Annotated in this window: 11 protein-coding genes, 1 tRNA gene and 2 rRNA genes; 5 read left to right on the top strand and 9 right to left on the bottom strand. The window is 33.4% G+C overall.

The window, feature by feature from the left end:
* The 8 genes from lepB to HH195_RS01715 all read right to left on the bottom strand — a co-directional run bounded on the left by lepB (position 1) and on the right by HH195_RS01715 (position 8,664).
* A complete protein-coding gene (lepB, locus tag HH195_RS01750) occupies positions 1 to 537 on the bottom strand; it encodes a signal peptidase I (RefSeq protein WP_055258126.1) in 537 nt (178 codons plus the stop codon).
* The gene (locus HH195_RS01745) at positions 530 to 754 is read right to left on the bottom strand and encodes a DUF3006 domain-containing protein (RefSeq protein ID WP_055258124.1); all 225 of its coding nucleotides are present in this window, start codon (positions 752 to 754) and stop codon (positions 530 to 532) included. The genes lepB and HH195_RS01745 overlap by 8 nt, the downstream gene beginning before the upstream one ends.
* 116 nt (positions 755 to 870) lie before the next feature.
* On the bottom strand, positions 871 to 2,166 hold the full coding sequence (gene lysA / locus HH195_RS01740; protein ID WP_196371348.1) for a diaminopimelate decarboxylase: 1,296 nt from the start codon (positions 2,164 to 2,166) through the stop codon (positions 871 to 873).
* A gap of 54 nt (positions 2,167 to 2,220) precedes the next feature.
* Entirely contained in the window at positions 2,221 to 2,718 is a 498-nt protein-coding gene (locus HH195_RS01735) for an NAD(+) diphosphatase (RefSeq protein WP_055258120.1), read from the bottom strand.
* Positions 2,719 to 3,003: 285 nt separating this feature from the next.
* Positions 3,004 to 3,078, bottom strand: a tRNA-Glu gene (locus HH195_RS01730).
* A 63-nt stretch (positions 3,079 to 3,141) separates the two neighbouring features.
* A 23S ribosomal RNA gene (locus HH195_RS01725) occupies positions 3,142 to 6,045 on the bottom strand.
* 198 nt (positions 6,046 to 6,243) lie between these two features.
* A 16S ribosomal RNA gene (locus HH195_RS01720) occupies positions 6,244 to 7,753 on the bottom strand.
* Together the 16S and 23S rRNA genes with 1 tRNA gene alongside form the textbook arrangement of a ribosomal RNA operon.
* A gap of 284 nt (positions 7,754 to 8,037) precedes the next feature.
* Entirely contained in the window at positions 8,038 to 8,664 is a 627-nt protein-coding gene (locus HH195_RS01715) for a cysteine hydrolase family protein (RefSeq protein WP_196371347.1), read from the bottom strand.
* A gap of 298 nt (positions 8,665 to 8,962) precedes the next feature.
* Here HH195_RS01715 and HH195_RS01710 point away from each other — a divergent pair, with 298 nt between their 5' ends.
* Positions 8,963 to 10,057 carry an AI-2E family transporter gene (locus tag HH195_RS01710; RefSeq protein ID WP_196371346.1) on the top strand — a complete coding sequence of 365 codons (1,095 nt, stop codon included), beginning with the start codon at positions 8,963 to 8,965 and terminating at the stop codon, positions 10,055 to 10,057.
* A 113-nt stretch (positions 10,058 to 10,170) separates the two neighbouring features.
* Here the strand turns inward: HH195_RS01710 and HH195_RS01705 are convergent, their stop codons facing one another.
* On the bottom strand, positions 10,171 to 10,503 hold the full coding sequence (locus HH195_RS01705) for a hypothetical protein (protein WP_196371345.1): 333 nt from the start codon (positions 10,501 to 10,503) through the stop codon (positions 10,171 to 10,173).
* A 317-nt stretch (positions 10,504 to 10,820) separates the two neighbouring features.
* Between HH195_RS01705 and HH195_RS01700 the strand changes: the two genes are divergently transcribed.
* From HH195_RS01700 to HH195_RS01685, 4 genes are all read left to right on the top strand, one after another.
* Complete coding sequence (locus HH195_RS01700; protein ID WP_196371344.1) at positions 10,821 to 11,567, top strand: DeoR/GlpR family DNA-binding transcription regulator; 747 nt, start codon at positions 10,821 to 10,823, stop codon at positions 11,565 to 11,567.
* The gene (pfkB, locus tag HH195_RS01695) at positions 11,567 to 12,484 is read left to right on the top strand and encodes a 1-phosphofructokinase (protein WP_196371343.1); all 918 of its coding nucleotides are present in this window, start codon (positions 11,567 to 11,569) and stop codon (positions 12,482 to 12,484) included. The genes HH195_RS01700 and pfkB overlap by 1 nt, the downstream gene beginning before the upstream one ends.
* 17 nt (positions 12,485 to 12,501) lie before the next feature.
* Entirely contained in the window at positions 12,502 to 14,406 is a 1,905-nt protein-coding gene (locus HH195_RS01690; RefSeq protein ID WP_196371342.1) for a PTS fructose transporter subunit IIABC, read from the top strand.
* A 396-nt stretch (positions 14,407 to 14,802) separates the two neighbouring features.
* The gene (locus HH195_RS01685) at positions 14,803 to 15,609 is read left to right on the top strand and encodes a cation diffusion facilitator family transporter (RefSeq protein ID WP_196371341.1); all 807 of its coding nucleotides are present in this window, start codon (positions 14,803 to 14,805) and stop codon (positions 15,607 to 15,609) included.
* The last annotated feature ends 29 nt before the right edge of the window (positions 15,610 to 15,638 follow it).

Raw genomic sequence — 15,638 nt, 5'->3', positions numbered from 1 at the left:
CTAGGTAAGAAATCCTATTTTATTAAAAGGATATATCCTAAATCCAGCAACCGCTACTATGCTAGATGCTTTAATAAAAGGATCTGACCAATATCTTGAATCATAACTGTTAGCTCTATTATCCCCTAACATAAAGTAACAGCCAGCAGGAACCTTCCATTCACCATATTTTCCTCCTGGATATTTTACATAAGGCTGATTTAAAAGTTTACCATTTATATAAACATCTCCATTTTCATCTACAACCACTTTATCTCCAGGCGTTCCTATCACACGTTTTATAAGAAGTTCATTTGAGTAATTTGATTTAAATACCACTATCTCACCAGTTTTTAAATCATTAGCGTTAAATAATCTACTAACTAGTATTTGATCTCCAGCTTCTATAGTTGGAGCCATAGATGATGTAGGTACCACTATCTTAAATACTACAAATTTATTTATAAGAAATGCTAATCCTATGGCTGCAATAATTGGTATTATCCATCCGATTATAAAAGACTTTTTTTTAGTAACCTTAGTCTTATTATCACTCATCCTTTTGCCACATACCTTTCATCAATTCTTTTATTTTTTTGTTCCTTTCTATAGTTTTTTTCTCATCTAGTATATATTTTTCTTTTTCTTTTCTAATTATATATCCTTCTTTTAAAATTCCTACTATTAATTCTTTATTTATTTTTATAGTATTGAAATTTTCATCTTGACATATAACTAAATTATCCTCAATCCTATCTATTACCCAAAAATTCATATACTCTGAGACTCCTTTAAAATAAAGTATCACTTATAAGTATACCACATTACAACATTTTTTTATCATTTATTATAGTATTTTTTTCATCAGTTTACATTGCTATTTTAAATTTTTTACACACAATCATTTCTTATAATGTCATCATAAGATTCTCTTTTACAAGCTAATTTACTTTTTCCATTTGATACCATAACTACTGCTGCCCTTGGTATTCTGTTATAATTGCTTGCCATAGAATACCCATATGCTCCCGTACTTAAAACAGCTAATATATCTCCTGTTTTTGGTTCATTTAATCTTATATTGTCTATTAATATATCTCCAGATTCGCAACATTTCCCCGCAATAGTCACATCTTCAAACTTATCCCCTAAAACTCTATTTGCGATTAAACATTCATATTTAGCATTATAAAGAGCTGGTCTTATATTATCTGCCATTCCACCATCTACACACACATATTTTCGGATATTTTCTATTTCCTTAATAGCACCTATTGTATATAAAGTTGTTCCTGCATTTCCAATTAAACTTCTTCCAGGCTCTACTGAAAACACTGGTCTTGGGAAATTCAACTCTTCACAAACTTTTTCAGCAGTATCTAAGATAGCACTACAATACTCTTCAATTTCCTTTGGCTTATCTTCTTTAGTATAATAAATTCCGAAGCCACCTCCAAAATCTATCTCCTTTATAAGATGACCTGTTTTTTTATAAATATTATTAGCTAAAGTAACCATTATTTTAGCATCATCTTTAAAAGGTTGTAAGTCAAATATTTGAGATCCTATATGACAATGAATTCCTGTTAATTCTATGTTCTCCAATTTTAAAACTTCATTTACCACATGTATTATTGATTCTTCAATTAATGGAAATCCAAATTTAGAATCTAATTGACCAGTCTTTATGTACTCATGAGTATGTGCTTCTATTCCTGGTGTTATTCTTAAATATATTTTTTGCACTTTATTATAAGATTTTGAGATACTATTTAAAACATTAAGTTCACAAAAATTATCAACAACAAATCTACCAACCCCAAGTTTAACACCAAGCTCTATTTCATCTCTTGTTTTATTATTTCCATGAAAATATACATGTTCCAAAGGGAAATTTGCTTTATATGCCGTATATAATTCTCCACCTGAAACAACATCTAAATAAAAACCTTCTTCTTTTAAAATATTACACATATACATATTTAAAAAAGCTTTTCCTGCATAAGTCACTCTATTTTTCTCAGATTCACAATAAAAAGCTTTATAATACCTTTTGCAATTGCTTCTTATAAGTTCCTCATTCATAACATATAGAGGAGTATTATATTCATTAACTAATTCAGAAATTTTAACCCCTCCTATAATTAATTCATTATCTTTAATATTCATAGCCCCAAATAATTTCATTATATATTCCTCCAAATTAATACAGTATTTTTTACTTTAAATAATATATAAAATCTAATTATTTTTCAAATATTTTAGAATTTTTTCAACAACTTTTTTACCTACTATATCTTCTTGCATTACTGACAAAGCTTCATCTAATTTCACCCATCCCATATCTTCAACTTCATCTGATTTTACAATCTCACCACTTTCATAGAAAGCCATATATGTTAACATTAAAATCTCCTTGCCTTCTACATAATCACTTCCTAAATATTTTATACCATTTACATTTAAACCTGATTCCTCTTTAACTTCTCTGATTGCAGCTTCTTCTGCTGTTTCATCAATTCCCACGTATCCAGTTAATAACACTTTAGAATTTTTAAATATATAACTTTGTTTCAATAATAATATATGATTTTCTTTCACAACTCCAATCATAATACATGGTTTTGGTAAATTAAAAAATAACTCCTTATGAGTTTCACAAAAAGGAACACCACCTTCATCCCAACAGTATTTTATCACCAGTTTTTTCCCACATAAAGGACAATATTTATATTGCATAAACTCTCCTCACTTTTATAACTTTATTTTCACAGAAGTTAGAAAATTAAATTTCTAATTTCTACACTATATAATTATATGCAAATATGTTTATTCTAAATTCTTTAACAAATTCAGTACATCTTAAAATATAGAATATATTTAAATGCTTATAATTATCTTATAAAAACTTATTTTATTATGTTTTATCATTATAATAAAGCAAAATATTATATTTATAAAGCACTAATTTATAAATATTTGACAAAAAGCTCCATAAGCATTTGCTTATGGAGCATATATAATTGGTGACCCATAGGAGAATCGAACTCCTGTTACCACCGTGAAAGGGTGGTGTCTTAACCGCTTGACCAATGGGCCTTATAAAAAATATTTAATTATATATTCTCTCAAAATTACACTAAGCATTAAGATAAAGTTAATTAGGTCAAGCCCTCGACCTATTAGTATCAGTCAGCTAAATATGTTACCATACTTACACCTCTGACCTATCAACCTTGTGTTCTTCAAGGGGTCTTACTAGCTTATGCTATGGGAAATCTCATCTTGAGGTGGGCTTCACGCTTAGATGCTTTCAGCGTTTATCCCTTCCCGACTTAGCTACCCAGCTGTGCTCCTGGCGGAACAACTGGTACACCAGAGGTCAGTCCATCCCGGTCCTCTCGTACTAAGGACAGCTCCTCTCAAATTTCCTACGCCCGCGACGGATAGGGACCGAACTGTCTCACGACGTTCTGAACCCAGCTCGCGTGCCGCTTTAATGGGCGAACAGCCCAACCCTTGGGACCTACTTCAGCCCCAGGATGCGACGAGCCGACATCGAGGTGCCAAACCTCCCCGTCGATGTGGACTCTTGGGGGAGATCAGCCTGTTATCCCCGAGGTAGCTTTTATCCGTTGAGCGATGGCCCTCCCACGAGGTACCACCGGATCACTAAGCCCGACTTTCGTCCCTGCTCCACTTGTGGGTGTCGCAGTCAGGCTCCCTTCTGCCTTTGCACTCTTCGAACGATTTCCGACCGTTCTGAGGGAACCTTTGGGCGCCTCCGTTACTTTTTAGGAGGCGACCGCCCCAGTCAAACTGCCCACCTAACAATGTCCTGTGACCAGATTCATGGCCGCCAGTTAGAACTTCAGTACTATCAGGGTGGTATCCCAACGTCGACTCCACTAAGGCTGACGCCCTAGTCTCTCAGTCTCCCACCTATCCTGTACAGACAATACCGAAATTCAATGCTAAGCTACAGTAAAGCTCTACGGGGTCTTTCCGTCCAATCGCGGGTAACCAGCATCTTCACTGGTACTACAACTTCGCCGGATTTGCAGTTGAGACAGTGCTCAAGTCATTACGCCATTCGTGCGGGTCAGAACTTACCTGACAAGGAATTTCGCTACCTTAGGACCGTTATAGTTACGGCCGCCGTTTACTGGGGCTTAAGTTCACACCTTCGCTTACGCTAAGTGTTCCCCTTAACCTTCCAGCACCGGGCAGGCGTCAGCCCCTATACATCAGCTTACGCTTTAGCAGAGACCTGTGTTTTTGCTAAACAGTTGCTTGAGCCTATTCTCTGCGGCCTACTCTCGTAGGCATCCCTTATTGCTAACTTACGGGATCAATTTGCCGAGTTCCTTAACTGCAATTCTTCCGCCGGCCTTAGGATTCTCTCCTCACCTACCTGTGTCGGTTTGCGGTACGGGCACTACTTCTCTCTCTAGACGCTTTTCTTGGCAGCGTGGAATCATGTACTTCGGTTCCGTAGAACCTTCCCCATAACATCTCATCATTATTACAACGGATTTGCCTATTGTAACTGACTAAATGCTTAGACTAGCATCCAATAGCTAGCACACACTATCCTCCTGCGTCACGCCATCGATAATAACGATGGTAGTGGTACTGGAATATCAACCAGTTGTCCATCACCTACGCCTTTCGGCCTCGGCTTAGGTCCCGACTAACCCTCAGCGGACGAGCCTTCCTGAGGAAACCTTAGGTATTCGGCCTGTAGGATTCTCACCTACATCTCGCTACTAATGCCAACATTCTCACTCGTAATCAGTCCACCACTCCTTACGGTATGACTTCAGCCCGATTACGACGCTCCTCTACCGCTTGAATAAATTCAAGCCCGTAGCTTCGGTGGTAAGTTTTAGCCCCGAACATCTTCGGCGCAGGATCTCTCGACTAGTGAGCTATTACGCACTCTTTTAATGAGTGGCTGCTTCTAAGCCAACATCCTAGTTGTCTTAGAAATCCCACATCCTTTTCCACTTAACTTACACTTTGGGACCTTAGCTGACGATCTGGGCTGTTTCCCTTTTGACCACGGATCTTATCATTCGTAGTCTGACTGCCGAACTTATAGTATATGGCATTCGGAGTTTGATAAGGTTCGGTAAGCGCTATGCCCCCTAGCCCATTCAGTGCTCTACCTCCATTACTCATATTCGACGCTAGCCCTAAAGCTATTTCGAGGAGAACCAGCTATCTCCGAGTTCGATTGGAATTTCTCCGCTATCCACAGCTCATCCCATGCTTTTTCAACAGCAACGTGGTTCGGTCCTCCACGAGGTTTTACCCTCGCTTCAACCTGGCCATGGATAGGTCACCCGGTTTCGGGTCTACGACATGCAACTAGTTGCCCTATTAAGACTTGGTTTCCCTTCGGCTCCGTACCTTAAGTACTTAACCTTGCTACATATCGTAACTCGTTGGCTCGTTCTACAAAAAGCACATCATCGCACACATAAGGTGCTTTGATCGGTTGTAGACATATGGTTTCAGGTTCTATTTCACTCCCCTCCCGGGGTTCTTTTCACCTTTCCCTCACGGTACTGCTTCACTATCGGTCATCAGGTAGTATTTAGCCTTGGGAGGTGGTCCTCCCTGCTTCCCACAAGGTTTCACGTGTCTCGTGGTACTCTGGATTAGAACTTGATTACTCTAACTTTCACTTACAGGACTATTACCTTCTACGGTAGAGCTTTCCAGCTCTCTTCAATTAGTTATAGTTTCTCGTTATGTTCTATCCACAACCCCGGAAACAAGTTTCCGGTTTGGGCTCTTTCCCTTTCGCTCGCCGCTACTTAGAAAATCGATTTTTCTTTCTCTTCCTCTAGGTACTTAGATGTTTCAGTTCCCTAGGTTTACCCTCGTTAACCTATTTATTCAGTTAACGATACATGGGGTTTCCCATGTGAGTTTCCTCATTCGGAAATCTTTGGATCTCAGACTATGTGCGTCTACCCAAAGCTTATCGCAGCTTATCACGTCCTTCATCGGCTCCTGATGCCAAGGCATTCACCATACGCCCTTTGTAGCTTGACCTTTGTTTCTATCTTTTAGATAGTTGCAATCAATTTTACAAAGAATAGTAAATTTAATTGGCTTTACTCTATTTATTAATACTTATGTGTAATTTTCAAAGAACATAATTTTGAAAGAACTTAGTCTTTCAAAATTAAACAGATATTTAAGAAGCATTCTTTATTATCATCTTAGTTTTCCTAAGATGTTCTTCCTTAGAAAGGAGGTGATCCAGCCGCAGGTTCTCCTACGGCTACCTTGTTACGACTTCACCCCAATCGCTGACCCTACCTTCGGCCGCTGCCTCCTTACGGTTAGCTTACGGACTTCGGGTATTGCCAACTCTCATGGTGTGACGGGCGGTGTGTACAAGACCCGGGAACGTATTCACCGCGACATTCTGATTCGCGATTACTAGCAACTCCAGCTTCATGTAGGCGAGTTTCAGCCTACAATCCGAACTGAGACAAGTTTTTGAGTTTTGCTCCACTTCACAGTATTGCTTCTCTTTGTACCTGCCATTGTAGCACGTGTGTAGCCCTAGACATAAGGGGCATGATGATTTGACGTCATCCCCACCTTCCTCCCGGTTAACCCGGGCAGTCTCGCTAGAGTGGTCAACTTAATGGTACCAACTAACAATAAGGGTTGCGCTCGTTGCGGGACTTAACCCAACATCTCACGACACGAGCTGACGACAACCATGCACCACCTGTGTTCCTGTTCCCGAAGGAACTTCCCACATTACTGGTAATTCAGGACATGTCAAGTCTAGGTAAGGTTCTTCGCGTTGCTTCGAATTAAACCACATGCTCCGCTGCTTGTGCGGGTCCCCGTCAATTCCTTTGAGTTTTAATCTTGCGACCGTACTCCCCAGGCGGAATACTTAATGCGTTAGCGGCGGCACAGAGGCTTGGGGCCCCTACACCTAGTATTCATCGTTTACGGCGTGGACTACCAGGGTATCTAATCCTGTTTGCTCCCCACGCTTTCGAGCCTCAGCGTCAGTTACAGTCCAGAGAATCGCCTTCGCCACTGGTGTTCTTCCTAATCTCTACGCATTTCACCGCTACACTAGGAATTCCATTCTCCTCTCCTGCACTCTAGATATCCAGTTTGGAATGCAGCTCCCAAGTTAAGCTCGGGTATTTCACATCCCACTTAAATATCCGCCTACGCTCCCTTTACGCCCAGTAAATCCGGATAACGCTTGCCACCTACGTATTACCGCGGCTGCTGGCACGTAGTTAGCCGTGGCTTCCTCCTTAGGTACCGTCATTATCGTCCCTAAAGACAGAGCTTTACAATCCGAAGACCTTCATCACTCACGCGGCGTTGCTGCATCAGGGTTTCCCCCATTGTGCAATATTCCCCACTGCTGCCTCCCGTAGGAGTCTGGACCGTGTCTCAGTTCCAATGTGGCCGATCACCCTCTCAGGTCGGCTACGCATCGTCGCCTTGGTGAGCCGTTACCTCACCAACTAGCTAATGCGCCGCGGGCCCATCTCATAGCGGATTGCTCCTTTGATTGTTAAAAGATGCCTTTCAACAATATTATGCGGTATTAATCTTCCTTTCGGAAGGCTATTCCCCTCTATGAGGCAGGTTGCCCACGTGTTACTCACCCGTCCGCCGCTAGAAAAGCTCCGAAGAACTTTTCTCGCTCGACTTGCATGTGTTAAGCACGCCGCCAGCGTTCATCCTGAGCCAGGATCAAACTCTCAAATTAAAATATACTAATTTCTTAGTTTTTATTTGAGTTTAATCTACTCATATTACTTATAAAAGAATTGCTGGTTTACTTAAATTATCTGTTTAATTTTCAAAGACCATTGTTTTTCTTTTTTCTTTATCGCCCTCAAGCGACTTTCTTAGTTTAACATCTAATGAAACACTTGTCAACAAGTTTTTTTAATTTTCAAATCTTACTCTTGACTTTTAAACTAAATATTTTCTTGCGACAGGTGTTATCTTATCATTTTTTTAATACATTTGTCAATAAATTTTTCAAAATTATTTTTTGATTATATTTTTAACTATTTTTATTCCACATGCATTCATCTCATAAAATGAAAATAGGTTTATTATATCAGCGTTATGCTCTGGTGAATCATAAGTATCTACCGAATTTATAGGCACTATTACATTTATATCTTTATCTATAACATTTAAATAGGCTTTTAATGTCTGTGCAAATTGCTTAACACAAACTTCCGTTATACATCCGCATAATACAAAATTTTTATAACCATCTCTAACAAAACTATCTATATATTTTTTTGTTTCTTCTTCTAAAAAAGCATTAGTAGATGATTTTTTTATTAGCATAATATCATTAAATTGTTTTATTTCATCTACTATCTCACTCTCATAACTGTTTTCTAAACAGTGCATTGGATATGATTTAAATTCTAAACATTCCTTTTTATGTGAATCAGTAAATGCTATTATAGGATTATTAAAACTATTAAAAATTTCTATATCCTCTACTATACTTGGTATTAGTTTTTCTACTCTCTTGCTACTTAAAGGGCCACTTTTAGCAAACCCGTTATTCATATCAATAATAAATAAGACTGATTTATTATCTATACAAAATTCTTTAACATTATTTAACTTAATAAAATTTAAATCACTCATAAAATTCTCCTTTACTTTCCATAATAATCTGATTTTATAAAATTAAACTTTTGTAGTATCATTTATAAAAACCTACTATAAAAATTATATGTTGTTATGTTTTATAAATTCAATATTTTAACTATCTTCAACATTGCTTTTTCTCACTCTTTCCTATATTATTTTAATGTATATATTCATATAATATATAAATACTATTAATAAGCACAATTATATAAATAATATTTATCAATGGAATTTAAATTATTATGATTTATTAGAACTATTATTTAATTATAATTTTTAGGGAGGAAAACAAATGAAAAACATTTTTACAAGTAATAAAACTTATATAAAGTTATTTTTTGTAATAATTGCTTCATATGTATGTATATCTATTATACAAAATATATTTTCTAATGAATCAATTTTTCAAACTATTTATAAGATAATAGCTCCTTTTCTGTTTGCCTTCATTATTGCTTATATTTTAAATCCTATAGTAAATTTTTTAAATAAAAAACTAAAAATTAATAGGTATCTTAGTATAGCTATAACATATGTATTATTTTTATCTGTAATAGCTATTATTTTAATGATTTTAATACCTAAAATATATACTAGTTCAATAGAAGTTATACATAACATTCCTAATATAGAAAATTACTTTAGAAATATGTTTGGTTATGGTAATTCTCAACATAACAACTATTCTAATATATTAATTTCTGTTAAAAATAATCTACCCACATTAAGCAGTAAATTAAGCTCAATTTCAGGAATATTAATTAGTCGAGCTATTTCATTTACAAGTTCATTAATTCATCTGCTTTTTGGATTTTTAATATCAATATATGTATTAATTGATAAAGATAGATTTTTAACTTTTTCTAAAAAACTAGCTTTTATTATTTTAGGAAAAAGATTTGGACGTGAAGCAATATATTTTGTAAAAACTGTTCATTATATGATTGGTAGCTATATTGGAATAAAAGCTATAGATTCAGCTATAATAGCTGGTATGGCTTTTGTAGGTCTTAGCTTATTAGGTTCTCATTATGTACTTTTAATAACAGCTATAGTTGGAGTAGCAAATATGATTCCTTATTTTGGTCCATTTATAGGAATGGTAAGTGGTGCTTTAATAAATCTTTTCTTTGACCCTATTCAAGCTATTATAATATTTTTATATATTTTAGCACTTCAACAATTTGATGGCTGGTTCTTAGAGCCTAAACTTATAGGAAACAGACTTGGACTTAGACCATTTCTTGTTATATTAGGTGTTATAGTTGGAGGTAGCTTATATGGACCTATAGGAATGCTTCTTGGAAGCCCTATCATGGCTGTTATAAAAATTTATACTATAAGATTTCTCAATAAATTCAAATACAAATATGAAGACGAAATTTAATTAATAAAAAATGAAGTAAGTTCTCTCTTGCTTCATTTTTTTAATCTTTTAATTTATAAATATTTATCAAATACACTCTCCATATTTATTGCATAAATAATTTTACTTCTCCACTAATTTTTTATTTTTAAAATTACCATATCTTCTTTTTCATAACCACAATCAATTTTAAATATTACATCTCCTTTAAATAATAAAGAACCCTCTGTAACAAAACATTCTATATTGCCTTTAATAATCTCTTTATTGTTTAAATATAGAAAAAGCATATATCCATCATATGTTTTAATTATAATTTCAGCATTATAGCTATCTATCTTTTTTACTACTCCAGATACTGGAGATAATAATAATTTATTCTTTAACACTATTTCATTTTTATTTAATATATTATTTTCTTTGCTATAATTATACGATATAGTATTTCTACCATAAAAAGCTTCCACATAAAACACCTCTCTACCTATTTTACATTTATATAATATTAACTTTTTTATCCCTAGTGATAGTACAAATTAATACTATATTAATTTAAAATATAATCTATGTATTATATATACGTTTTCTCAAAATGTTTTATAACTTAAATTATATGCTATTTATCAATGTATATGTTATTGGTTTATTTTTAACTTTTTTTACTAATTTTAAATGTTTTTAAAAGTTTTTTATTTTTTTTAAATGTTTTTGAAAGTTTTTGCTTGATTTTTACTTTTCATTGTTTTATAATAATATCGTAAACAGTTACAAAGAGGTGAGCTTAATGCTAACAGAGAAACGATATGAAATTATATTATCATTACTAAAAGAAAAAGGATTAATTAAAGTAACTGAACTTATGGATTCTACAAATACGTCAGAATCAACTATTAGACGTGATTTATCTACTCTTGAATCTAAAGGATTATTACAAAGAATACATGGTGGTGCAAAAAGCATTAATTACACGTCAAAGGAATTAAGCTTTAAAGAAAAATCAACCAAAAACATTCATGAAAAAAACATTTTAGCAAAATATGCAGCTTCACTTATTGAAGATGGTGAATGTATATTTTTAGATGCTGGTACATCAACTTATGAAATTATTAAATATTTACGTAATAAAGATATTTTAGTTGTTACAACTGGATTAAATCATATAGATGCATTAGTTGATAATGATATTAGATGTTATATGATTGGAGGAAGCGTAAAGTTAAACACTAAAGCCATAGTTGGTTCCCATGCTATAAAATGCTTAAATAAATTTAGATTTGATAAATGTTTTATTGGTACTAATGGAATCGATTTAAAAGCAGGATTCACAACGCCAGATTGTGAAGAAGCTAGTATAAAAAGTTGTGCTATAGATAATTCAAAAATATCTTTTATTTTAGCTGATAACTCAAAATTTAATGAAATTAGTTTTGTAAAATTTTCTGAATTAGAAAAATGTATAATAATCACTAATAAAGAAAATGGTATAAATGAGTATAAAGAAATTACAGATATAAAGGTGGTAGTTAAATAATGATATACACTTTAACTTTAAATCCTTCTATTGACTATGTGGTTAATGTAAATAATTTAACGTTAGGAAAAATCAATAGAACTTTAGAAGATATAAAATTCCCTGGTGGAAAAGGTATAAATGTTTCTAGAATATTAAGTAATCAACATGTTAGTAATGTAGCCCTTGGTTTTATAGGTGGATTTACTGGAGAATTTGTTGAGAAATCATTAAAAGATTTAAATATCCATACTGATTTTATTAAAGTTTCTGGAGATACAAGAATTAATGTAAAAGTTAAATCTAACACAGAAACTGAAATAAATGGTGCTGGTCCTAAAATAACCGACTCAGAACTTCAAAGTTTATTTAATAAACTTTCAGAATTGAAAACTAATGATATATTAGTGCTTGCTGGAAATATACAAAATACTCTTCCAAGCACATTATATTCTAAAATTCAAAATTTAGTTTCTAAAAATGGTGTTAAAGTTGTAGTTGATACTTCTGGAAATGCTTTATTAGAAGCAGTAAAAAATAAACCTTTTTTAATAAAACCAAATAACCACGAAATTGAAGAAATATTTAATGTAAAGATTAATAATACTGATGAACTTGTAACCTATGGAAAAAAACTTAATGAAATGGGTGCTGAAAATGTAATTATTTCTCTTGCGGGTGACGGAGCTTTTCTTATATGTTCTCAAGGAGTCTTCTTTGGAAATGCTCCTAAAGGAGAGGTTAAAAATTCAGTTGGTGCTGGTGATTCATTAGTTGGGGGCTTTCTAGCAGAATACTCTAAATCCTCTGATTTATTGAAAGCATTTAAAAATGGAATAGCATCTGGTAGTGCTAGTGCCTTTTCATTAGATTTATGTGAAGAAGAATTTGTAAAAAAATTATTGCCAATTATAAATATAGTTCCATATAAAAATTAATTAGGAGGATAATTAATATGAAAATAGCTGAATTATTAGGTAAAGACACCATTAAGCTAAATTTAAAAGCAAATAGCAAAATGGAAGTTTTAGACCAATTAGTAGATGTTTTATATGATGCAGGTCGCTTAAATGATAAACAATTATATAAAGAGGAAATACTTAAAAGAGAAAGCTTATCATCAACTGGTATTGGTGAAGGAATTGGAATTCCTCATGGTAAAACATCAGCAGTAAAAAAAGCTTCTCTTGCTCTTGGAATATTTAGAGATGGTGTTGATTTTGATTCATTAGATGGTGCACCTGTTAATATAGTTTTTATGATAGCAGCTCCAGAAGGTGCAAATAATGAACATTTAGAAACATTATCTAGGCTATCAGTACTTCTTATGAATCCTGAATTTAAAGAAGGATTACTTTGTTCTAAAGTTCCTGAAGACGTATTCAATCTTTTGGATAAATTTGAAAAAGAAGATGAAGATGAAGCTAAACCTAACGATGAAATATCAACAGAATCTGATAGTTCAGATCAAAAATATATAATTGGAGTAACAGCTTGTCCAACCGGTATAGCACACACCTATATGGCAGCTGAATCTTTAACTAAAACAGCTCAAGAAATGGGATATAAAGTTAAAATAGAAACAAACGGTTCTACTGGAGTTAAAAACGGTTTAACTGCTGAGGATATAGCTAAAGCAGATGGTATAATTGTTGCAGCTGATAAAAAAGTTGAAATGGATAGATTTCTTGGCAAGAAGGTTGTAATAGTTCCAGTTGTACAAGCTATGAAAAGACCTAAAGAACTTATTGAAGAATCACTAACAACAGCACCTATTTACTCTAAAGATGCTAAAAATGGAGAGACTTCAATAGCTGGAATGCTAGGAGCTGATAAGAGGGGTGGTGTATATAAACACCTTATGAGTGGTATCTCAAACATGTTGCCATTCGTTATTGGTGGAGGTATCCTAATCGCATTATCATATGCTTTTGGTATTCATTCAGCTGATCCTTCAAGCCCACAATATAACTTCTTTGCTTATATTTTAAATACCGTAGGATCTAAATATACATTTAGTCTTATGATACCTGTGCTAGCTGGTTTCATTGGTTCAAGTATTGCAGATAGACCTGGATTCGCACCTGCTATGGTTGGTGGATTTATCGCCTCTTCAACAGATGCTGGTTTCCTAGGCGGTATTATAGCTGGTTTCCTAGGCGGATATGTTGTATTAATGTTAAAGAAAGCATTTGCTAAATGGCCTCATTCATTAGATGGACTTAAACCTATGTTAATTTTCCCAGTTTTAGGTGTACTTATAACAGGTGCCTTAATGATAATTGTAGTTGACCCTCCTGTTGCTGCTATAATGCATGGTGCAGAATCTTTATTAACTAGCATGGGTACTGGATATTTAGTATTACTTGGTGCAGTAGTTGCTGGTATGATGGCAGTTGACATGGGTGGTCCTGTTAACAAAACAGCTTACACATTTGGTCTTGCAATGTTAGCTGCTGGAGATAATGCTCCAATGGCTGCTATAATGGCAGGTGGTATGGTTCCTCCTTTAGCTGTTGCTTTATCTTCAACATTTGCTAAACACAAATATAGTGAAGGTGAAAGAACTGCTGGTAAAACTGCATATGTACTTGGATTATCATTTATTACAGAAGGAACAATTCCTTTCGCCGCAGCAGATCCTGGAAGAGTTATTCCTTGTTGTATAGCTGGTTCAGCAGTTGCTGGTGCATTATCAATGTTATTTGGTATAACAATGCCTGCTCCATTTGGTGGAATATTCGTAGTTCCATTAGCTGGTGGAAATCCTTTATTATATCTACTTGCAATTGCAATAGGTTCAGTAGTTGGTGCTATTCTTCTATCAATTGTAAAAAAACCAGTAGATCAAAATGCCTAAAATATAAAATTTAAATACAAAAAGCACTTACAAATAATTTTGTAAGTGTTTTTTTACAACAAACTATGTTTTATTTGTGAATTTTTATTACAAAAACTTAATATCTATGTTAATTTTTATATATATTAGGTACTATTCAGAGTTATTTTAAGTACTTTTATGCTATTTGTACAATTATACCATTTTAATATTCCCCTCTATTAGTAATTTTTTTTAAGCATTTTAATCATTATATTAATATATATTTTTATCTATAATAAAATTAATAACAATTATTGAAATTTTAGAGGTGTTAAGATTATGAAAGTTGAGAATAAAATATTAAGTTTTTCTGTATGTGGTGCTTTATTCTTTGCACTACTTGGAATTACATGGGGATGAGCGATAGATTCTCAAATGGTTTTGTTTGATGGAATGTATTCATTAGTTAGTTTAATTCTATCAATGATGTCTTTATTTATAAGTAGCTATATTGCTAAAAAAGACCAAGAAAAATTTCCATTTGGAAAAAACATATTAGAACCAATGGTAATCTCATTAAAATCTTTTGTTATTGCAGCTATGTGCATTTATTCTCTTGTAGATGCAATCAGAACTATAATCTTTGGTGGAGATAGAATGGATTTTGATTTTGGACTTATCTATTCATTTATTTCTGTTGTAGGTTGTTCTTTAATTTATAAATATCTTGATAAAAAAGGTAAAAAATTATCTTCTGATTTAATAAATGCAGAAAGTTCACAATGGCTTATGGACACAATCTTAAGTATTTCAGTATTAATTGGTTTTACAATAGCAATTATCCTAAGCTTTACAAAATTTAGTTTTATAAATAATTATATTGACCCTGCAATGGTTATAATAAGTTCATTAATATTTATAAAAGTTCCTGTTACAACTTTTATAAGTAGTTTTAAAGAAATCCTATGTTGCAGTGCTAATGATGAAATAAATGAAGATATTTCAGTCATGGTCAAAGAAATCGAAAAAGAATATAAATTTCAAGAGTCTATAACAAGAGTTTCGAAAATAGGACGTGCTCTTAGAATAGAAATAGACTTCATATACAACAAAGATAGTAAATTAAATAATTTAGATGATATGGATTTTGTTCGTGAAAAATTATCTAAAGAAATGAAACATATAAAATATAATAAATGGCTTAATATTTCATTTACCGGAGATAGAAAATGGGCTGTTTAAAAAAATAAAGCATGACAAAAATTGTCTTG

It is taken from the genome of Candidatus Sarcina troglodytae, from assembly GCF_015708635.1.
Lineage (GTDB): Bacteria > Bacillota > Clostridia > Clostridiales > Clostridiaceae > Sarcina > Sarcina ventriculi.
Note: the sequence above shows the minus strand (reverse complement) of the source record. Positions and strands in the feature narration are given on the sequence as shown.